We start from the raw sequence: 19839 nt of genomic DNA on the forward strand, positions 1-19839 counted from the left end.
GATCGTCTTGCCCGAGCCCATGAACAGGCCGGTGCCGATGGCACCGCCGATGGCGATCAGTTGCAGGTGGCGGTTGGACAGGCTGCGGCGCAGGTGCTCGGGGGGCGGGGCGGGTTCGGTCATGGACGGGCGCTGGAAGGGGCGGGTGAAGCCCCCGACGGTAGTCCTGTACGGCCCGGAGCGCCAGCCGGCGGCGGCTCGCTGCAGTCAACTGCTGTCGCAATTGCCACAATGTGACGAATTAATGCCCCGTCCCCATTCCGCACAGCCGCCCAACATGCTCAGATAGCGCATCCGCCCAAGGATCGGTCGCCATGCCCCCAGCCCTGCCCACTCGATTGGACGACCGGCCATGAGCCGCCTGCGGGTCGTCATCCTCGGCATCGTGGCAGCACTGGTGGCCGCCGTGGTGCCCATCGCCGCCATGGTCTATGCCACCTGGGACCGTGCCGTGGCGGTGGAACAGCAGCGCCTGCACGCCATCGCCGAACGCACCCTGCGGCGGGCCGATATCGCCTACGAAGAAGCACTGGCCGCGCTGAAATCGGCCGAGGCCAGCGCCATGCCTCCCTGTGGCAGTGCGCACATCAAGCGCATGCAGACCCTGGTGATGACCACGCCGTCCATCGACCAGATGGGCTACTTCGAGGCCGGCAAGCTGCGCTGCACGTCCTGGGGCGCCTTCGAAGGCAGCGTGGACCAGCCCCATGCCGACCACGTCTCCAGCGACGGCGCCGGCATTGTGGTGGATATCCGCCCCGCCACGACCGGTGGCCGGCAGGTGCTGGCCATCCTGTACGGTTCCTACGATGTGCTGGTGGACCCGCGCCACTTCGTCGGTGTCATTGCCGACCCGGACGTGCGGCTGGCCCTGGCCACCCCCGACGGGCGCCTGCTGACCCAGCAGGACGGGATCGATCTCCCGTTGCTGCTGGATCTGCTGCGCGATCCGGGCAAGGGACTGGTCCAGGACACCCTGTATGCCAGCGCGCGCAACGACGAATGGCTGGCCATCGCCACCGCGCCGCGTACCGCCCTGGCAGCCACCTTCCGCCAGCAGGCCTGGCTGTTCGTTCCGGTCGGCCTGCTGCTGGCGGCGCTGGGCGTGGGCGTGGTGGTGTGGCTGTCGCAGCGGCGCCTGTCCATGCGCGGCGAACTGGCCACCGCCATCCGCCGCCGCGAGCTGTACCTGCACTACCAGCCCATCATCGAACTGGACACCGGCATCTGCGTGGGAGCCGAGGCACTGGTGCGCTGGCAGCACCCCGACGGCACCCAGGTGCGTCCGGACATCTTCATTCCGCTGGCTGAAGAACACGGCCTGATCCAGGCGCTCACCGATGTGGTGATTGAAAACGTAGTGAAGGACATGCGTGACCTGCTGGTCTCCGACCGCAGCGCACACATCGCCATCAACCTGGCACCGGAAGACATCAGCAGCGGACGTGCGCTGAAGGTGGTCTCGGCGCGCATGGCCGGCAGCGGCATCCTGCCGCAGCAGATCTGGCTGGAAGCCACCGAGCGCGGCTTCCTGGACATCGACCGCGCCCGCACCATGATGGCCGCCGCACGGCGGGCCGGGCACAGCATCGCCATCGACGATTTCGGCGTGGGCTATTCCAGCCTGCAGTACCTGGAACAGCTGCCGCTGGACGCGCTGAAGATCGACAAGTCCTTCGTCGATGCGATCGGCACCGAAAGCGCGACCACACCGGTCACCCCGCACATCATCGAAATGGCCCGCGAGCTGGGCCTGTGGGTGGTGGCCGAGGGCGTGGAAACCGAAGCACAGCTGGCCTACCTGCACAGCCAGCACGTGCAGTTCGGCCAGGGCTGGCTGTTCTCGCGCCCATTGCCACGCGATGAATTCGTGGCCTTCCACCACCGCCGCCAGCAGCAGTACGGCGCCGCGCGCGAGCACATGCAGAACCCGCGCAGCGTGCCGATCGAGCGCGAGTATTCCAACACCTGACCGGCGCGCGGCAGTGGCCTATGACCAGGCGCGCGGCCGCAGCAGCAACCACGCACCGCATACCAGCAGCAGGCCCAGTGGCAGCCATGCCAGCACCCGCGCCCCGGCGGCCTGCAACAGCACGCCGCCCGCCACGCCACCGGCTCACCGAGGCCAGGCGGAACAGCTGGTCGCGGCGCATCGGCGTGCCCAGCTCGCGATCGGCCAGTCCGCTGGCACTGGCGTGGCGCCACAGACCGCGGTGCCGCACCAGCACCACCGCCCCCACGATCTGGCGGGGGTGGGCCTGCTGCAGCACGCGCTGCACGGAAGGAAGCAGCGGGGCTGGCGCCAGGGCAGGTAGTGCATTCATCACGGCAATCCTTGGGAGGGAGGGCCGCCACGTTAGAGCCCGTTGTCCGCGGGAAAAAGCCAAGGCACGCTCCCGACATCGTGGACTGTGAAGTCCGCAATCGGCACCATGAGCGGACCCACACTACCGCCATGCCCCCCGGAACGCCCGCCATGTCCGTGCTCGACAACCTGGCCAACCTGCAGACCTTCATCCATGCCGCCGAAACCCGCAGCTTCGTGGAAACCGGGCGCCTGCAGGGCATTTCCGCATCGGCCGCGGGCAAATGCGTGGCCCGGCTGGAACACGCGCTGGGCGTGCGCCTGTTCCACCGCAGCACGCGCAGCATCACCCTCACCGCCGAGGGCCAGTTGTTCCTGGCGCGCTGCCGGCGGATCCTGCACGAGCGCGATGCCGCGCGCACCGAACTGGCCCAGCAGGGTGCATCGCCCAGCGGCACCCTGCGCATCAGCCTGTCGCTGGTCGGCGACCTGACCCTGCCACTGTTGGCCGACTTCATGGCCGCCTACCCGGATATCCGCCTGGAACTGGATTTCAGCGACCGCCTGGTGGATGTGATCGAAGAAGGCTTCGATGCCGTGCTGCGCGTGGGCGAGCCCAGCGATTCGCGCATGAACGCCCGGCGCCTGGGCGTGTTCCCGCGGCGCGTGGTGGCCTCGCCAGCGTACCTGCAGCGCCACGGTGTACCGCGCACGCCTGCAGACATGCTGCAGCATCGCCTGCTGCATTACCGCTTTCCCAGCACCGGCAAACTGGAAACATGGCCGGTACAGTGGCCCGACGGTGAAGTGGCGCAGGAACTGCCGGTGAACATGGTGGCCAACACCATCGAAGCCCGGGTGGCCATGGCGCTGCGCGATGGCGGCCTGGCGTTCGTGCCCGTGCACTCGGTACGCCACGCACTGGCCGATGGCCGCCTGGTCACCGTGCTCGACGAGCACGTGCATTCCTGCGGCATCTTCCACCTGCTGTGGCCGTCCGGCCGCCACGTGCTGCCCAAGCTGCGCGCCTTCATCGATTTCGTCAGCGCCCGCCTGGAAACCGTGCCGTAACCCTTTCTGTAGAGTCGAGCCATGCTCGACTTCACAACCCGCGCGCACCCGTAGAGTCGAGCCATGCTCGACTGCTCCGCATCTCCCGTAGAGTCGAGCTTGCTCGACTGGTCTTGCTTGATGCATTCGAGCGTGGCTCGACTCTACAACCCGCGCGCCCCCGTTCAGGCACCCACGCTATAATTTCCGTTCATTCCTCCAAGAGGCTCGCGACCAATGCGCCAGTAATGCCGCCGTCTGCAAACCGGACGGCCTGACTCTTCCCGCCCCTGCGCGCAGGGGAGACATGGCATTGCTTGGAGGTCGCATGACTTCGCATTCCCTCACGCTTGATCGCGTGTCGTATCGGTTGGCCGATGGCCGTCCGTTGTTTTCCGATCTGTCCTTTTCCTTTGAACCGCTGGCCACCGGGCTGGTCGGCGGCAATGGCATGGGCAAGAGCGTGCTGGCGCGCCTGCTCGCCGGCCAGCTGCCGCCCGACAGCGGGCGGGTGCGCAGCAGTGGACAGGTGTTCCTGCTGCCTACGCCCGGCTATCCGCCACGCGGCACCGTGGGCGAGCTGGCCGGCGTAGGCGATGTGCTGGACGCATTGGCCCGTATCGAAGCGGGCAGCATCGATGAACGCGACTTCACCTGCGTGGGCGAGCGCTGGGATCTGCACGAACGCCTGCAGCAGCAATGGCAGGCCATGGGCCTGCCCGACGATCTGCACGCAGGGCAACCTGCCGCGCGCCTCAGCGGCGGCCAGGCCATGCGCGTGGCGTTGTCCGGCGCATGGGCCAGCGGCGCCGACTGGCTGATCCTGGACGAGCCCAGCAACCATCTGGACGCGCGCCATCGCCAGCAGCTGTACGCGCAGCTGCAGCAGTGGCGCGGCGGGCTGCTGGTCATCAGCCACGACCGCGGCCTGCTGGCCCACATGCAGCAGATCGTCGAACTGGATGGGCGCGGCCTGCATCGCTATGGCGGTGCGTGGCAGGACTACGTGGATGCGCGTACCGCCGAACGCGAGGCCGCCGCCGCCCAACTGGACCACGCCCGTGCACAGCACCGGCAGCAGCAACGCAGCGCACGCGAGCAGCACGAACGCCAGCAGCAGCGGCAGGCGCGCGGCAACCGTGATGCAAAGCAGGCCAACCAGGCGCCGATCCTGCTGGGTGGGCAGAAGCAGCGTGCCGAAGCCACGCAGGGCCGTGCGCAGCAGATCCAGGCCGACCGCCTGCAGGCCAGCGCGCAGCAGCTGCGCAATGCCGCCGCCGTGCAGACGGCGCCACAGCTGGCCCTGTTCGCCCACGAGGGCGAACGTGGCAGCATGCAGCTGCTGCAGGCGCGGGATCTGGTACTGCCCCATGGCTGCGCGGCGCCGCTGCAGTGGGACATCCGCCGTGGCCAGCGCATTGCCGTAATCGGCGGCAACGGCAGCGGCAAGTCCACCCTGCTGCGTGTCCTGGCCGGTCAACAGCAGCCGCGCAGTGGCTGCGTGCAGCGGCACGCGCCGCTGGCCCTGCTGGACCAGCAGCTGCTGGCACTGGCCGGCAACCGCAGCATCCTCGATACAGTGCAGGCCGCCAACCCGGCAGCCGACCCTGCCGAACTGCGCACGCGGCTCGCCCTGCTCGGCCTGGATGCACAGCGCATCCAACGCCCGGCCAGCAGCCTCAGCGATGGCGAACGGCTGAAGGGTGCACTGGCCAGCGTGTTGTACGCGCATCCCGCACCGCAGCTGCTGTTGCTGGACGAGCCCGGCAACGCGCTGGACCTGGTCGCCCTGCAGGCGCTGGAATCACTGCTGGCCGCGTGGGAAGGCGGGCTGGTGATGGTCAGCCATGACACCCACCTGCTGCAGGCACTGCGGCCCACGCAGATCCTGCACGTGGGCGCCACAGGCTGGCAGTGGCGCGACGCACAGCCGGGGTCGGATCCCTTCTGCAATGCAGAAGGGCTTTGACCCCACCGACGACGCCGGCACCGCCTCCACCCACGCATGGCGTGGATGCCGTTGCTTCAACGCTTCCACACCGGAAACGCCTGCGGCAGCTGCTGCCACAACAGCGGCCCGGCACGCAGTTCCTGGTCGTTCAACAGGCAGGCATCCAAGGTGGCGCGCACCGCGCGTTCGTCCATGTGCACGCCAATCACCACCAGTTCCTGCCGGCGGTCACCCCATAGCGGGTGCCAGACCCGCGCCATGGCCGCATGGGCGGTGTCATCCTGCAATTCGGCAGCCGTAGGCAGCGGCGCCGTCCAGCAATCGGCCTGTTGCCGCGCCCAGCCCAGATCGCTGTACGGCAACGGCGTGGGCGACAGCAACGGCGTGGTGTCTTCGTTTCCCGCCCGCACGCGCGCGCGCGCGGCATGCCAGAAGCCGGCGGCCTGGGTGCGGGTGGCCGCGCCCACGCTGCTCAGCTCGCCCACCCAGTCCATGCGGTTGGCCAGCCAGAACCAGCCCTTGCTGCGGATCACCCCCGGCATACCCTCCTGCAGAACGCGTGCAAAGCGCGCCGGGTGAAATGGCCGACGCGAGCGGTAGACGAAACTGCCAATGCCGTACTCATCGGTTTCCGGCGTGTGCTCGCCACGCAGCTCCTTCACCCAACCGGGTGCCTGCTGCGCGCGCTCGAAATCGAAGCGGCCGGTATCCAGCAGCTCAGTCAACGGCACATCGCCGAAGCGCGAGAGCAGCAGTTTCGCCTCGCGGTTCAAGCCGCGCAGCACGGCCAGCGTGTCCTGCAGCACGTCATCGTCGGTCTGGTCCACCTTGCTGACCACGATCACATCGGCAAACTCCACCTGCTCGCACAGCAGATCCACTACGCCGCGGTCATCGTCCGGGCCGGCCTGCTGGCCGCGCTCGGCCAGGCGCAGGGTGGAACCGAAGTCGGCCAGGAAGGCGCTGCCATCCACCACGGTCACCATCGTATCCAGGCGCGCGATGTCGCCCAGGCTGAAGCCGTGTTCATCGCGCACAGCGAACGTGGCCGCCACCGGCATGGGTTCGCCGATGCCGGTCGATTCGATCAACAGGTAGTCGTAGCGACCGCTGTCGGCCAGGCGCCGCACTTCCTGCAGCAGATCGTCGCGCAGGGTGCAGCAGATGCAGCCGTTGCTGAATTCCACCAGCGTTTCTTCAGTACGGCGCAGCGCGGCGCCACCGTCGCGCACCAGCTGCGCATCGATGTTGACCTCGCTCATGTCGTTCACGATCACCGCCACCCGCAGGCCGTCGCGGTTGCGCAGGATCTGGTTGAGCAGGGTGGTCTTGCCGGCGCCCAGGAAGCCGGACAGGACGGTAACCGGCAGGCGGCGGTCGGCGCGGGAAACAGGGTTCATGCGGGGCGGGAGGCTGCGGATGGAAATGTTACTGTATAACATTTCCAGATCCATCCACAGTGCCGCCTCCGGGCATGGCCCGGCGCTACTTGCCGTAGCGGCGCAGCAGTTCCACCAGCACCTCGGCCTCGGCAGCGCGCTGCTGCGGATCTTCGGCGGCCACCACGTGTTCCTGCAGGTGCTCGTGCAGCAGTTCCATCAGCAGGCCGTGGGCGGCGCCGCGCACGGCGGCCACCTGCACCAGCACGCCGGCGCAATCGCCGGGCTCTCCCTCGGGTCGATCCAGGGCCTGTTCCAACGCCGCCACCTGGCCGCCGATACGGCGCACCCGGGCCAGCAACTGTTTCCGATGTTTGTGTACATGTGCCATGCGCGAATCATATACCCTATGGGGGTATCCATGAAGACCCCACCGCCATGCAATTGGACGCCCTCGCCGCCGCACGCCGCCACGACCATCGCTTCGACGACGGCAACCCGCTGGCCGAACGCAACACCCGCCGCGCCCTGTGCCTGACCGTCGGCATGATGCTGGTGGAAATCGTCGGCGGCTGGTGGTTCAACTCCATGGCCGTGCTGGCCGATGGCTGGCATATGAGTTCACATGCGCTGGCGTTGGGCCTGTCGGTGTTCGCGTACCGCTGTGCGCGCCGTTATGCCCATGACCCGCGCTTCGCCTTCGGCACATGGAAGGTCGAGATCCTGGCCGGCTACACCAGTGCCATCGCCCTGCTGGGTGTGGCTGCCCTGATGGCGGTGCAATCGGTGCAGCGGCTGTGGGTACCGGCGCCCATCCACTACGACGAAGCCATTGCCATCGCCGCCGTGGGGTTGGGTGTGAACCTGCTGTGCTCGTGGTGGCTGCATGACAGCCCGGGGCATGCCCACCATCATCATGGTCACGGCCACGAACATGCGCATCACCACGACCATGGTCACAGCCACGATCACGCTCATGACCACGCGCACGGACACGACCTGAACCTGCGCTCGGCCTACATCCACGTGCTGGCCGACGCGGCCACCTCGGTACTGGCCATCGTCGCGCTGCTGGGCGGCAAGCTGTGGGGCGTGGCGTGGCTGGACCCGGTGATGGGCCTGGTGGGCGCAGTGCTGGTAACCGTGTGGGCCATCGGCCTGCTGCGGGACAGTGGACGCATCCTGCTGGATGCGCAGATGGATGCACCGGTGGTGGCCGAAGTGCGCGAGGTCATCGAACAGGGGCCGTGGCAAGCGCGGCTGGCCGACCTGCATGTCTGGCAGGTGGGGCGTGGCAAGTACGCGGTGGCCGCCAGTGTGGTCACCCACGATGCCGCCCTGGACGCCGACACCCTGCGCGCAGCCTTGGGCTTGCACGAGGAGCTGGTACACATCACGCTGGAAATCCACCGCAGCGCGTAACGCACTTCCCTGCCCTCGTAGAGTCGAGCTTGCTCGACTGCTCCCGTTCAAGGCAGTCGAGCAAGCTCGACTCTACGAAAGGCTGAGGCGACTGACCCTAGAGCTTCAGCATCATCCGCAACAGATACGCCGCCAGCGGCAACGCGCTCAGCGCCGCGCCGCCAATTCCCAGCCACGCATGGCGCTCACCGCGCACCCGCGCGGCCACGGCAAACCCGCCGCCCACCAGCACCGATGCCAGCACGGCCACCGCCAGCCCCGCCACCGGCGCGCTCGCGCCGAACGCCCATGCCGCCAGCCAACCCGCGCCCCAGCCGGCCACCAGCCCCAGCCAGCTCGCCAGCCCACACCACGGTGCCCTGCCCTGTGCCATCGCCGCTCCCTCGTTCTTGCCGATTATCTGCACGGGCCGCGCCCGGCTGCTGCCTACACTAGCCGCACCTGCCCTGTGGGGACATCCCATGCGCGCGCTCTGCCTGCTGCTGCCCGGTGCCCTGTTGCTCGCCGCCTGCAGTGGCGACACCCACCTGCCGTTCTCCAGCGACCCCCTGCTGGGCTGCTTCGCAACCAGCAGCCGCCGCGCCGCCGAGTTCCGCATCGACAAGGATGGCGGCCAGTACTTCGTCTCCTTCGAGCGCAACGGCAGCTGGCAGCGTGAACCGAACGCGCTGTACAAGGCCAGCCGCAGCGACATCGGCAAATTCTTCCCCGACGATGCCCAGCAGATCGACAGTGCCCTGATCCGCAGCGCCGGGGGGTTCGGCCTGTTCCACGCCAAGGACGGCGCCACGCTGAAAGCCAAGGCCCGCGACAGCGACTACATGGCCCTGCTGCTGATCGGCGCCGGGCCCGTGTACGCGGTGAAATGTGAGTGATCTGCAAGGTTTCTGATGGCGCTGCTGCACAACGCGCCCCAGGCTGAAGCTTTGCCGGGGGACCACCATGCTGCTCAGTCTTCTGCTCGCCGCCGCAACGCCCGCCACGCAGGGCGCCTTCGATCAGATACTCACCACTGCCGAAGGTGAAACGCTGGTACTGCGCACGATCGATTGGCCGATCGACGGGGACGCGAGCGAGCGGGTGACCGTGCATTGGGTGCTGGAGGACGATGGCCGAATGCGCTACGAACTTGATCGCCAGCCAGACGCCACCCGTGCAGCGCACCAGCGCGCCTGCGCGAGAAACGGCATGGTGGCCGGCGACGGAACGTCCTGGTTGGGCGGTGAGGCAACCACCCACGGCTTCTCCTGCACGTCGGTCCGTACGCGGCCCGCCACGCAACCACGCTAGCGCCAGCGTGGGCGGGTGCCTGCCCGCCACGCACTCACGGCCGGTCAGGTACCATGCCTTCCCCCACCTGCCCCCCGGTACCGCCCGTGCCCCATTACTCCGGCCCCCTGCTCACCCGCGACAGCGCGCTGGCGCTGCAGCGCGCGCACGACAAGGGCGCGGGCGACTGGCAGGGCTCGCTGGACCTGGACCGCACCCAGGACACGGTCGTCCTGGCCGCCGAAGGTTTCCAGTTCCGTGGCCAGCACTACCCCTGGCCGGGCAAGCTGAAGGACCGCACGCTGTATTACTGGGATGGCGAGGAATTCGCGCCCATTTCCCGCTTCAGCGGCTCGCTCATCAAGCTGGTGCCCACCGAATGGGGCGCACCGACCTTCGAGATCGACGGTATCAAGATGCTGCCGACCTCCAAGCTGTCGCCGTTCGAAGATGCGCGGCGCAAGGTGGAACTGGTGGCGCCGGCCGGCAAAGTCGTCCTGGATACCTGCGGCGGTCTGGGCTACTTCGCCGCCTGTGCGCTGGAAGCGGGCGTCGGCCAGATCCGTTCGTTCGAAAAGAACGCCGACGTGATGTGGCTGCGCACGCTGAACCCGTGGTCGCCCGATCCGGAGTCGGCTTCCGCGGGCGGGCGCCTGCAGTTCAGCCATGGCGACGTCTCGCAGCAGATCGAGCAGGTGGCCAGCAACAGCGTCGATGCCATCCTGCACGATCCGCCGCGCTTTGGTATTGCCGGCGAGCTGTACTCACAGGTGTTCTACGACCACCTGGCCCGCGTCATCCGCAAGGGCGGGCGCCTGTTCCACTACACCGGCGCGCCGAACAAGCTGACCAGCGGCCGCGACGTGCCGCGCGAAGTGGCCAAGCGCCTGGAAAAGGCCGGCTTCAAGCCCGAGCTGGCGCTGGACGGCGTGCTGGCCGTCAAGCGCTGACACTCTAGTGCCTAAGCCTTGAGTCTTTCATAGAACTGCCGCTAATTCTGAGTTGATACGAGCGATCTCATCTATGCTCTAACGATTTCCACCCGACTCAAGCCGGAGCCAATAGCAGACACAATTCAATTGACGGGCCAATAAGAGATGCCGGAACATCTCGCGAACGTACCGCGCCGTGTATTTCAGGAGTAACAGAAAATGGACTACTCTAAGTTTCGTGTTGATAATCACAACAACTGGCCAGCTATCACCACGTCTTTTTCTGAAAATGAGTTCCGAGCAAGATTGCAGGCAGTTGGAGGATCTCCATCACAACTATTCTCTCCGGCGCCTCTCAAATTACTCTCTGACCATCACTACCAGAAATGCGTAGGTCGATTAATTGACGGACTAGTAGCATTACCAGAGCGGCCAGACTTTTTTTTCGACCACTGCTTTCAAATCATCGACTCCTGCGGCGCGCACCTCAATTTTCAAGGAATTAAAGGCACAACTCAAGGCCTTGGACCGCTACTTATCGCCAATGATCCGAGCTCCTGGAAGGTAGTTCTTGATTCAATTTCAAGCAACGCCCCTCTTCGAACTTTTGAATACCTGGCAAAACGTCTCGTTGCGAGCAACAACGCGCCGACCACCTCACTTGAATCTCAGCTAAGTGCACGGGCGGCCAGCTGCTTTGGCCCAAACCGGTATCAGGCGCTGATGATGAAATTTGGTCTGCCGACTCAGTCCCCTAGAACTGATATAACTGATTCAAACGAGAAGAAACTTGGACTGTTCCTTCGAGCCTATCTTCGCGCCAAGCCCAAACAGCCAAAGAATGCGGCATCGCACGTTTTGCTTGATCTGGGAAAAGCAGTAAACATACCCAGCGACTGCAAGCGCATCGAGCTTCTACTTTCACTGCTGCTGTTCCAAATCAGGAACGAGCGCGCTCACGGCGTCGGAATGAGCCCCTTCCGTGCAAGCAAATCCAGCATGGACAGATATAAAAATTACTATTTCCAGATGCTCATTGCCTACACATTCGCGCTCGGCGGAATGTCGTTGCGCTGGCCTGAAAGCATTTCCGCTGCAGACATTGCCAAAACAATGGTGAAGAACGTCCAACTACAGAACTCATTCTTCCCGTAACCTTAGCGCTTAACGGTAAACAGACCCGCACTTACGCCAGGAGTAAGCTGCGGGTGCCGCACGAAGTACACACTCCACTCATTGTTATTCGTAGTCCACCCTCGCCAGCTGCTTCACCCACTGCGGCACCACCGGTTCACCGGCGTAGAAGTCCTTGGGCTTGTTCTCGGCCATCGCCCAGCGGTGCAGCCAGCTGGGGCCGTAGCGGCCGTTGTAGCCTTCGGCACCGCGTGCATAGGCCGGGTCCTGCAAGGCTTCCTGCAACGACACGAAGCGATAGCCTCGCCGCTGCGTGGCGGCTACCAGTTCGGCAAAGGTGGCCGCATTGAGTTCGTTGGCATGCATCAGCCACACCTGCGGCAGCGCATAGCCCAGCAACGCCTGTGACTGCCGCTCGTAGTAGTCCACCTTGTTCAGCATGTACGGCACGTAGCCACGGCGCAGGCGCTGCAGCAGCGCCTCGCGCTCGGGTGAATCGGCCTGCTCGTTCATCACGTTGGCATAGGCAAATGCCCATACCCATTCGCCGTTGTCGACGGTAACGGGCGCCACCCGGTAGCCGTGCTGCTGGAAGAACACATCCATCTGCGCCCGCTCTTCGGCGCTGCGCCCGGCACGCAGGTAGGGGTGGCGCATCCACTGCGGTACCTGGCCACGTTCGGCCAGCAGCGGCCGCAGCGTCTGTTCGCCGCGCAGGAAGTCCTGCTGGAACGCCGCCACACCCTTGGCGTTCAGATCCATGTGCGACCAGGTGTGGTTGCCCAGCTCGTAGCCAGCATCGCGCCAGTCGCGCAGCATCTGCACGCGCTGCGGCTGCACCTGGCCATCCACTTCCAGCTTGTTCTCGTTCACGAAGCCGACCACCGGCACGTTGGCCTGGTGCAGCTGCGCCAGCAACGCGGCGTGGCGCTGCGGCAGATCTGCCGGAACGATCTCGTCCAGCCGCGCCCATGGCAGATCGTCGATGGTGACCGCAATACGACGGTCCACCTCGGCGGCGTGGGCCACCAGCGAAAGCAGCAACAACGGTACGGCACGCAGCAACGAACGCATCCATTCATCCTTGTTCGGGCAGGAACCGCCACTCTACCTGCGCGCGCCCCGCCACAGCCACAGCCCCAGCACCACGCCCACCAGCAGCACGGCGGCCAACAGCATCGCCAACTGCCCCGGGTTATACAGCAGCGCAGCACTGCGCCCCAGCAACAGATCGAAGGCGAGCTGCGGCGTCTGTGCCACCGGGACCGACGGATCACTGGAATCCAGCGCGCAGACCACCGGCGCAAGCTGCTTCACGCTGGCCCACGCACGTTCCTGCCGTAACAGGGTCCAAGCCGCCAGACCCAGCGCGCCGGCCTGCAGCAGCACATAGGCGGCGGCCATGCGCCACACGTGCCCCGTAGCGCCGCGCAGCGCCGACAGCCCTGCCCACAGTGCAGACAGCAGGGCCAGCAGCACACCGGCGATCGGCAACCAGCGCAACGCCTGCCAGAGCTGCAGCGCCTGGGCGCGCTCCAGCATCGCCATCATCACTGCCGTACGCGCAGCCAGATCGGGATGGGCACAGGCGCCGGCGGCAGGCTCCAGCACGTATTGCACGCGCAGATGCAGGCCGCCCTCGGCCAGGGCCAGCGCCAGCAGTGCCATCACCGGCAGCACGAACAGCCCGGCGCCCCGCCCGGTCGTCAGCGCTGAAGGCTTCATCCGGCGATGTACTTCGGTGGCACGTGGTCGGTCAACCACACCCCGTTGGCCGAACGGTAGAAACGGTGGCCGTCGGCATGCATGCGACCGGCGTCCACGCTCAGGATGACCGGTGCGCCGCGACGCGCGCCCACCTCCCGGGCTGTCTGGCGGTCCAGCGACAGATGCACGTGCTGGCGCTCACCGGGGCGCAGGCCCTGCGTGCTGATGGCCTCCAGAAAGCGCGGCACGGTGCCGTGGTACAGCCACGCGGGCGGCTCCAACGGTTGCAGCCCCAGGTCCACGGCGATCGAATGTCCTTGGCTGGCACGAATACGCAGGCCATCCTCGCTGATCGCAAAGCGCTGCTTGTCGTTGCTCTGCACCAGCCGCTGCAGGTCGGCGCGATCCAGCGCGTGACCGTGCAGGGCAATCCGCTGCAACAGATCTGCGATGTCGGCCCAACCCTGTGTATCCAGCTGCAGGCCTATCCTCTGCGGTTCATGCCGCAGTACCAGGCTCAGGAATCGGCTGGCCTGTGTCAGTGAAACATCCTTTTCCATGGGCATAGCGTGCCGTACCCGACAGCGCAACGCCAGCACCCGGCCGGCGCGTGCGCTACAGGGCCGACGGCGCCGGTGTTTGCCGCCACAGCCAGATGCCAACGGCCAGCGATGCCAGCAGCAGCCCGCACAATATGATCGCCATCGCATCGGGGGCGTGCGGTGGCATTGCCCGCGCCGCGCCGAACACCTGGAAGGTCCATGCGGTGGATGCCGCCAGCGACGCTTCATCGTTCATCAGCCTGTCGGACATGCAGGCCGCTGGCAGCAGCGTGATGTAAGCCTGCCAGACACGATCGAAGGCGTGCAGCATCGCGCCGCCCAGCACCAGCGAACCGGCCTGCAGCGCCAGCAGACGGCCCGCACTGCGCCGGCATGCCGCACTGCTGTGCCGCCATTGCTCCCACGCCGCTGCCAATGACCCGGCCAGTGCAAGCAGCAGCGTGGCGGCGGGCACCCAGGCCAGCGGATCCCAGTCGTCCAACGCGTTGGCGCGCGCCAGCAGGTGTTCGGCCACATGCATGCGCTCGGTGGCATCATCGCCGCCGCAGGCCGGTGACAGCGGCTCCAGCAGCAATGCAACGCGGTGGTGGAAGTACCCGACCTCCAGTCCCACTGCCAGCAGTGACACGCACTGCAGCACCAACAGCATCAAGCCCGGCCCAAAAATGCGGCCGAAGGAAGCGGTCATCGGCCACCTGCATCATGGCGTTGAGGGATGCGCATCCTAGCCAAGCACACGGGCGCTGTCGGCTGGCAGATGCGACATCGGCGCTCGGGTACGCCATCATGTGCGGCCTGCGCAGGAGGGATGCCGATGCTGGGGTTGTATCTGTTCGTTCGACTGGCGGCGCCGCTGCTGCTGGGCGTGGTCGTGGCACTGCTGGCCTCGCGCTGGATCAACGCGCGCCTGGCCAGGCTGCCCGCGCAGCAGATTCCGTTGCCGGCAGAGAGCCTTCTGGACAGCCCCGCAGCACGGCGCCGCTACCGCCGCATGCGTCGGCGCAGGCCGGGCCTCACTCATCTGCCGGTACCACCACAGGCACCGCGGCACTGGCTGCTGATCACCGTCGCCATGGTCATCGGCGTGGCGGTGGGCAGCGCCGTGCTGACACCAGAAGGCGCGCGCTTCCAGCTGATGGTGGAAAGCACCGTGGGCTATCCGTCCACCGTCATCGACATTGCGATCGACGAACAACAACAGGATGCATTGCTGCAGGCGTGGAGCCCGGTGCTGATGCAGGCGGTGCGGCCAATCAGCATGCGCTACCGGCGCAGCCGTTACGGCCCCCCCACCGACTCCCATGCGGTGATTCCAGTGCAGGTGCGCCGCCAGGGCGACCGCCTGCAGATTGCCACCGGCCAGCCCGTGCAGCCCCAGCGGCTGCGCACCGCGCTCGCCACCCTCACCCCGGCGGCCGCGAAGGCTGCGGAGATCTCAGAGCGCAACGTGGCGCCGTGGCGGGAAAGCGGCTGGCGGGCCTGGGGCCCGCGCGTGGTGCGGTAAGACACCTCAGCCGCGCGGCAGCTTTGCCGCCCACATGTTGTCCACCAGGTTTGGATAGCGCCGGCCATTCTCCTCAGCACGCTGGCGCGCGGCCTCCTTCTGCGCCGGCGACAGCGGCTGCCTTTTCTGTCCCTTCGGGTTGGGCTTCTTCCAGGGTGGGGTGCGGGGGCTGGCCATGGCCGCAGTATGCCTGTGCCGCGCTACTTCTTCAGGAAGTTCAGCAGGGCAAGATTGAAGTCATCGGTGTGGCTGGTGTTGCAGCCGTGCGGTGCGTTCTTCAGCACCACCAGTTCACTGCCATCGATGGCCTTGTGCGTGCGCGCGCCCGAGCCCTCCAGCGGCACCGTGGCATCGCTGTCGCCGTGCAGCACCAGCGTCGGCACGCTCACCCTGTCCAGGTCCGCGCGGAAATCGGTGGTGGCGAAAGCCTGCATGCAGCCCAGCGCGGCGCGCGGGTCGGATTGGTGGCACAGGGCAATGGCCGCCTGCCGCGTCTCTTCGGTCACCATCAACTGACCGTGGGCGCTGAAGAAATCGCGGGTAAAGCCATCGAAGAACGTCTCCCGGTTGGCCTGCAGGCCCTCGCGCATCGCATCGGCCTTGTCCTGGCTGAGCGGGCCATTGGGGTTGTCACCGGTCTTCAACAGATAGGGCGGTACCGCCGCGGCAAATACCACGCTGTGCAATCGCTCCTGCCCGTGGTTGGCGATATAGCGGGCGACCTCGCCGCCGCCCATCGAAAACCCGACCAGGGTAACGTCGCGCAGGTCGCGCTCTTCGATGATCGCCGCAAGATCAGCGGCCAACGTGTCGTAGTCATAGCCATCGGACGGCTTCTCCGAACGCCCGAAGCCACGGCGGTCGTAGCTGATCACGCGATAGCCGGCATCGCGCAGTACCGGCACCTGCGCTTTCCACGCTTCGGCCGACAACGGCCAGCCGTGGATGAGGATGACCGGACGACCGGTACCGCCGGTGTCCTCAACATGCAGACGGATGGAAGGGGCAGTCATGGCAACTCCCGTGGGGAAGGAGCCACCTACCCTAGGCAGGCCCACCGGTAGCGGCCGTGAGGGAATCGGCTGCGGTCATGACATCGTGTACACGCCGCAGCCCCCGTCGGTCGGTCTGGCACGCCCGCCGGGTCAGTCCTGCAGACGCGCCACCCGGGTCAGCATCCAGCAGCCATAGCGGCGCGCGAAGGTGTACTGCTCGCCCAGCGCATCGTCGCCCAGCCGCACCTGCTGGCCCCCGTCGGCCAGCGGCGTGATGGCCGGGGCTGTGGTCTGCGTGGCGCCCCGCACGCGACGCAGCCGGGCCGGCCCCGCTTCCCGGCGCACCTCGGTAGCCACGGGGCCATCGTCGCTGGCCGCGCCATAGGCGGGCGTCTCGTACTCCAGGGGATCGGTGGTGTAGCGCATGCGCACCCGGTCATCGGCCGGATTGCTGAAATGGCGCAGGAACTGCGCGAAGTCCTGTGAAGGACAGCTGGGGTCATCGCCCTGCGCAGGCAACGACTGCGCATGAACCGACCCTGCCAGTGCGAGCATCCCCATGCCCAGCAGCCGGCGCCTGAATGTGCGCACGTCCATCGTGCCGTTCTCCCCGAAGCGTCCTGGAAACCCTGCGCGCCATCCCCTGCGCTGCAGGCGCACAGGCTAGCAACAAAGCGGTTACCAACGCAGCCACCGGCGTTCTACACTGCCAGTCCAGAACCAGATGCGGCCGCATGGAGCACCCGATGAATCCCGACCATCCCGATTACCGCCTCCACCAGCAGATCCGCCAGGGCGTGGCCGCGCTGGACGAAAAGCATGGCCGTGCCTTCGATACCACCAGCGAAAACCTGACCGCCAGCCTGACCGTGAAGGCCCGCGAACAGGGCCTGGAGCGCGCCGACCACGTGGTGGTCAGCAACGCGACCGCACAGCACCCGGCCGGTCACAACATCTTCGTGGTGCAGGGTGACCTGGCCAACCCCGCCCACCTGCGCGCCATGCTGCCTACCGCCGAAGCGGCTCAGGTGCCGGCCGAGCAATCGCTGCAGAAGCTGGGCATCACGGCACAGCAGCCAAGCATGGGCCTGCAGGCCGAACAGCAGGCCCGCGAGCAGGAACAGCAGCAGAATCCGGCGCACCGCCTGGGCTGAAACCACCCGCGGTGGAGCTGCAGGGGGGCCCGGCCGTGCGCCTACCGAAGCCTGCGCGATGAAGGTGTGGGCAGAAGCGGTTACTTGCCCGGCATGGGGTCGGCACGTACCCGCAAGCGCGGCGAATGGCTCTGCAATTCCTCAATGGGTTCTACGGTGCGTACGTCCAGGCGATAGCGAGCGTCGTTTTCAATGGGCAAGGTAACGATGTACCAGCTGTGCTCACCCGCGGTCATATAGCTGAGTCTTGCGTAGCGCCAGGCAGATGACCGGTGCCATTCGGGCATCGGCTCGCCCAGGTTGCGGGCCCGTCCCTGATAGCTGTCCGATGTCGGCACGGCCTGCCACGTACCCGCGGACCACCGCTGAAGGGACACTTCGAACGGAATATGGAGCGCGAACATGTCCGGTCCGCCTTCGGGATCAGAACCGTGCCTGTCAACTTCAAACTCCAGCTGATACGGCCTGCCCGGGTAGAAATTGCGCTCGCTGGTCTCGAACTCGAATCTGACCGCCTGGTCTGGTTGGGCGACGTTGATCGACTGGATCAGATCCAGCGGCTCCGGCGCGTCCGGAAGGCGCCCACTGCAGGCGTCCAGTCCAGCGGCCATTGCGATGAGCAGACCCGCGCGAAGCCAAGGGTGCAGCGGTGAATGGGCAAATTTCAACATTCATCACCCCATCCGCGGCGCAGACTGCTCCTGCACCTGCCGCTGCTGCAGTTCTTCCTGCGAGCGCGCCTGCGCGACCTGCGACAGCTCCTCGGCGCGGGCGAACGAGGTCTCCGCTGGCGTCTGCGCGGCTACGGCCGCGGGCATGCTGGCGCGCAGATGCGCCGAGTCGCCGCGTTCACCCTGCACGATGAAGAGGGTCTGTGCGGCGTCGGCCTGGGGCGTCCGTTCACTCAACAGCACGTGGTTGACCGTGTGGAAACCGTTGGCCTTGGCCAGCGCGTACAGGCTGGCGCTGGTGTTCTGGTGGTCGAACGACGGTCCGTTGTCTGCACCCAGCGCCGCAACGCGCTGGTTGATCTGTGCCAGCAGCGGGTCGTTGCTGTGGCGGGCGGGATGATCGCCTGCGGGCCCCTGCATGCCGTCGGCATCACTCAGCAGGCGTTGCTGCAGACTGCGCTTTGGCAGCGGATGGGTTGTCGTCCGGTTGAGCTTGCTGTCCGGGAAAGGCGCATCGATGCTTTCCACACCATGGATGTTGCGCAGAGGTCGATACGCATCCTTGCCTTCGCCCTTGCTATCCAAGGGAATGCGGACGTCGGGAATCAACTGACCCAAGGCGCCTCCCAGCACGTTCACGTCCAGACTCTTCTTCCGCTCGATGCCCGCGTGGTTCAAGGCATCCCAGGTAAAGTCCACGCAATTGTTGCGCACATCCTGATACCTCAGATCAAAGCCGAACCTGCCGGGCTCCGTGCCGAACGCCTGAAGCTTTTTGTACTGTTCCTCGCTGATTTCGAGTGTGCGACTGTAGTGGGGGTCCTTGTAGATGGTCGCATCATCATTCATGACCTTGCCCTGGCCTTGAATTTTTCCATGCTCAACAGGCGCGAACCCGAAGCTCTGGACTTCACCGTTCGGCCCATGCAGCACATAGAACATGTGGCCCGGCGCGGATGTCTGCGGAACACCTTCAGTGACTTCCTGGCGACCGGTTTTCTTGTCGATCAACGGCGTTCCCGGAGCGGCGATCACGATCTCGACGGTATAGCGTGGCTTGTCCATAAGATGACTCCTTCAGTTCCTTCCCATCATGAAATGCGGATTACTTCCCGACGGGACGCGCCGCATGGACCCGCAGTCGCGCCGAGTAGTCCTGCAATGCCTCGGTGACCTGTACCGTGCGCACGTGCAAGCGGTAGCGGGTGTCCATGTCCATCGGCAACGCAACGACACTCCATTGATGGCTGCCGCCGCTGCCCGAGTTCAGCGATGCATAACGCCACGCGCTGGATGCATGCCAGTCGGGAAGTGCGGCCCCTGCATTTCGGGCCATTGCCTGGTAGCTGTCGTAGATCGCAACGTCCTGCCACGTACCAGCCATCAATCGTTGCAGAGAAACCTCAAATGGAATGTGAGCCCCGTTCATATCTGGCTCACTGGCATCCTCCGGCCCTCGGCGCTCAACCTCCAGTTCCAGCGCATAGGTGCGGCCGGGATGGAAATTGCGGGCATTCGTCTCGAATTCGAACCGCACGGCCTGGCCGGATTCGGCAACGTCGATGGGCTTGACCAGATCCAACGGCTCCGGCGCGTCCGGCATGCGGTTGTTGCAGGCACCCAGCACGCCCGACAGCATGAACAGCAGGCCGGCACGCAGCCAGCGATGGATACCCAGCACGATTCAGATCCTTTGGCTCCCTGCCATGGAGTGCAACCGTAGCGGGCCGTTGTGGCGCCTGCAACCGGGCAACGAAAAAGGCAGGGTCTGCGACCCTGCCTTTCCTGCGGAAAGCCGCCGGG

At 66.1% G+C, this 19839-nt stretch carries 23 protein-coding genes and 1 pseudogene; 10 read left to right on the forward strand and 14 right to left on the reverse strand.

From position 1 onward, the window contains the following. The first annotated feature begins 352 nt into the window (after nucleotides 1-352). Entirely contained in the window at nucleotides 353-1972 is a 1620-nt protein-coding gene (locus RTY46_RS06940) for an EAL domain-containing protein (RefSeq protein ID WP_312707415.1), read from the forward strand. Nucleotides 1973-2114: 142 nt separating this feature from the next. On the opposite strand, the pseudogene RTY46_RS06945 reads toward RTY46_RS06940, so the two are convergent. After that, nucleotides 2115-2324 (reverse strand): annotated as a pseudogene (locus RTY46_RS06945) (serine hydrolase); the annotation flags it as partial. Between the two features lie 152 nt (nucleotides 2325-2476). Here RTY46_RS06945 and RTY46_RS06950 point away from each other — a divergent pair. Then, entirely contained in the window at nucleotides 2477-3376 is a 900-nt protein-coding gene (locus RTY46_RS06950) for a LysR family transcriptional regulator (RefSeq protein ID WP_312707416.1), read from the forward strand. 307 nt (nucleotides 3377-3683) lie between these two features. Further along, nucleotides 3684-5324 (forward strand): ATP-binding cassette domain-containing protein, encoded by a 1641-nt coding sequence (locus RTY46_RS06955; RefSeq protein WP_312707417.1) that lies wholly within the window; start codon nucleotides 3684-3686, stop codon nucleotides 5322-5324. Between the two features lie 56 nt (nucleotides 5325-5380). Here the strand turns inward: RTY46_RS06955 and RTY46_RS06960 are convergent, their stop codons facing one another. Further along, the gene (locus RTY46_RS06960) at nucleotides 5381-6706 is read right to left on the reverse strand and encodes a GTP-binding protein (RefSeq protein ID WP_312707418.1); all 1326 of its coding nucleotides are present in this window, start codon (nucleotides 6704-6706) and stop codon (nucleotides 5381-5383) included. An 85-nt stretch (nucleotides 6707-6791) separates the two neighbouring features. After that, on the reverse strand, nucleotides 6792-7076 hold the full coding sequence (locus RTY46_RS06965; RefSeq protein ID WP_164270628.1) for a metal/formaldehyde-sensitive transcriptional repressor: 285 nt from the start codon (nucleotides 7074-7076) through the stop codon (nucleotides 6792-6794). A 47-nt stretch (nucleotides 7077-7123) separates the two neighbouring features. On the opposite strand from RTY46_RS06965, the gene dmeF reads away from it, so the two are divergent. After that, nucleotides 7124-8107, forward strand: coding sequence for a CDF family Co(II)/Ni(II) efflux transporter DmeF (dmeF, locus tag RTY46_RS06970; protein ID WP_312707419.1), 984 nt, complete (start codon nucleotides 7124-7126; stop codon nucleotides 8105-8107). A gap of 97 nt (nucleotides 8108-8204) precedes the next feature. On the opposite strand, the gene RTY46_RS06975 is transcribed toward dmeF, so the two are convergent. Beyond that, nucleotides 8205-8480: a hypothetical protein gene (locus tag RTY46_RS06975; RefSeq protein ID WP_108754710.1), complete on the reverse strand. Its 276-nt coding sequence runs from the start codon at nucleotides 8478-8480 to the stop codon at nucleotides 8205-8207. Nucleotides 8481-8568: 88 nt separating this feature from the next. Here RTY46_RS06975 and RTY46_RS06980 point away from each other — a divergent pair, with 88 nt between their 5' ends. The 4 genes from RTY46_RS06980 to RTY46_RS06995 all read left to right on the forward strand — a co-directional run bounded on the left by RTY46_RS06980 (nucleotide 8569) and on the right by RTY46_RS06995 (nucleotide 11463). Further along, nucleotides 8569-8982 (forward strand): hypothetical protein, encoded by a 414-nt coding sequence (locus tag RTY46_RS06980; RefSeq protein ID WP_312707421.1) that lies wholly within the window; start codon nucleotides 8569-8571, stop codon nucleotides 8980-8982. Nucleotides 8983-9049: 67 nt separating this feature from the next. Continuing rightward, nucleotides 9050-9397, forward strand: coding sequence for a hypothetical protein (locus tag RTY46_RS06985; RefSeq protein WP_312707422.1), 348 nt, complete (start codon nucleotides 9050-9052; stop codon nucleotides 9395-9397). Between the two features lie 53 nt (nucleotides 9398-9450). Then, a complete protein-coding gene (locus RTY46_RS06990; RefSeq protein WP_312707423.1) occupies nucleotides 9451-10326 on the forward strand; it encodes an MnmC family methyltransferase in 876 nt (291 codons plus the stop codon). Nucleotides 10327-10527: 201 nt separating this feature from the next. Then, nucleotides 10528-11463 carry a hypothetical protein gene (locus tag RTY46_RS06995; protein WP_312707424.1) on the forward strand — a complete coding sequence of 312 codons (936 nt, stop codon included), beginning with the start codon at nucleotides 10528-10530 and terminating at the stop codon, nucleotides 11461-11463. Nucleotides 11464-11547: 84 nt separating this feature from the next. Here RTY46_RS06995 and RTY46_RS07000 read toward each other — a convergent pair whose 3' ends face one another. From RTY46_RS07000 to RTY46_RS07015, 4 genes are read right to left on the reverse strand one after another with little or no spacing between them, the layout of a single operon-like run. Beyond that, nucleotides 11548-12516 carry a polysaccharide deacetylase family protein gene (locus tag RTY46_RS07000; protein ID WP_312707425.1) on the reverse strand — a complete coding sequence of 323 codons (969 nt, stop codon included), beginning with the start codon at nucleotides 12514-12516 and terminating at the stop codon, nucleotides 11548-11550. A 33-nt stretch (nucleotides 12517-12549) separates the two neighbouring features. Then, nucleotides 12550-13167 carry a hypothetical protein gene (locus RTY46_RS07005; RefSeq protein ID WP_312707426.1) on the reverse strand — a complete coding sequence of 206 codons (618 nt, stop codon included), beginning with the start codon at nucleotides 13165-13167 and terminating at the stop codon, nucleotides 12550-12552. Further along, nucleotides 13164-13709, reverse strand: a complete 546-nt coding sequence (locus RTY46_RS07010) for an RNA 2'-phosphotransferase (protein ID WP_312707427.1) — start codon at nucleotides 13707-13709, stop codon at nucleotides 13164-13166. The genes RTY46_RS07005 and RTY46_RS07010 overlap by 4 nt, the downstream gene beginning before the upstream one ends. A 55-nt stretch (nucleotides 13710-13764) precedes the next feature. After that, nucleotides 13765-14400, reverse strand: coding sequence for a hypothetical protein (locus tag RTY46_RS07015; RefSeq protein WP_312707429.1), 636 nt, complete (start codon nucleotides 14398-14400; stop codon nucleotides 13765-13767). A 126-nt stretch (nucleotides 14401-14526) separates the two neighbouring features. On the opposite strand from RTY46_RS07015, the gene RTY46_RS07020 reads away from it, so the two are divergent. Next, on the forward strand, nucleotides 14527-15216 hold the full coding sequence (locus tag RTY46_RS07020) for a hypothetical protein (protein ID WP_312707430.1): 690 nt from the start codon (nucleotides 14527-14529) through the stop codon (nucleotides 15214-15216). Between the two features lie 6 nt (nucleotides 15217-15222). Here RTY46_RS07020 and RTY46_RS07025 read toward each other — a convergent pair whose 3' ends face one another. From RTY46_RS07025 to RTY46_RS07035, 3 genes are all read right to left on the reverse strand, one after another. Continuing rightward, on the reverse strand, nucleotides 15223-15393 hold the full coding sequence (locus RTY46_RS07025; RefSeq protein ID WP_312707432.1) for a hypothetical protein: 171 nt from the start codon (nucleotides 15391-15393) through the stop codon (nucleotides 15223-15225). A 23-nt stretch (nucleotides 15394-15416) separates the two neighbouring features. Further along, nucleotides 15417-16229 carry an alpha/beta hydrolase gene (locus RTY46_RS07030; protein ID WP_312707434.1) on the reverse strand — a complete coding sequence of 271 codons (813 nt, stop codon included), beginning with the start codon at nucleotides 16227-16229 and terminating at the stop codon, nucleotides 15417-15419. Between the two features lie 132 nt (nucleotides 16230-16361). Further along, nucleotides 16362-16808, reverse strand: a complete 447-nt coding sequence (locus RTY46_RS07035) for a hypothetical protein (RefSeq protein ID WP_312707436.1) — start codon at nucleotides 16806-16808, stop codon at nucleotides 16362-16364. Between the two features lie 149 nt (nucleotides 16809-16957). Here RTY46_RS07035 and RTY46_RS07040 point away from each other — a divergent pair, with 149 nt between their 5' ends. Continuing rightward, a complete protein-coding gene (locus RTY46_RS07040) occupies nucleotides 16958-17365 on the forward strand; it encodes an XVIPCD domain-containing protein (protein WP_312707437.1) in 408 nt (135 codons plus the stop codon). A gap of 80 nt (nucleotides 17366-17445) precedes the next feature. On the opposite strand, the gene RTY46_RS07045 is transcribed toward RTY46_RS07040, so the two are convergent. From RTY46_RS07045 to RTY46_RS07055, 3 genes are read right to left on the reverse strand one after another with little or no spacing between them, the layout of a single operon-like run. Further along, nucleotides 17446-18036: a hypothetical protein gene (locus RTY46_RS07045; protein WP_312707439.1), complete on the reverse strand. Its 591-nt coding sequence runs from the start codon at nucleotides 18034-18036 to the stop codon at nucleotides 17446-17448. Nucleotides 18037-18039: 3 nt separating this feature from the next. Further along, nucleotides 18040-19101 (reverse strand): XVIPCD domain-containing protein, encoded by a 1062-nt coding sequence (locus RTY46_RS07050; RefSeq protein WP_312707440.1) that lies wholly within the window; start codon nucleotides 19099-19101, stop codon nucleotides 18040-18042. Nucleotides 19102-19141: 40 nt separating this feature from the next. Further along, a complete protein-coding gene (locus RTY46_RS07055; RefSeq protein WP_312707441.1) occupies nucleotides 19142-19717 on the reverse strand; it encodes a hypothetical protein in 576 nt (191 codons plus the stop codon). Nucleotides 19718-19839: the final 122 nt, after the last annotated feature.

The sequence above is a fragment of the Stenotrophomonas sp. genome (assembly GCF_032056425.1).
Lineage (GTDB): Bacteria > Pseudomonadota > Gammaproteobacteria > Xanthomonadales > Xanthomonadaceae > Stenotrophomonas.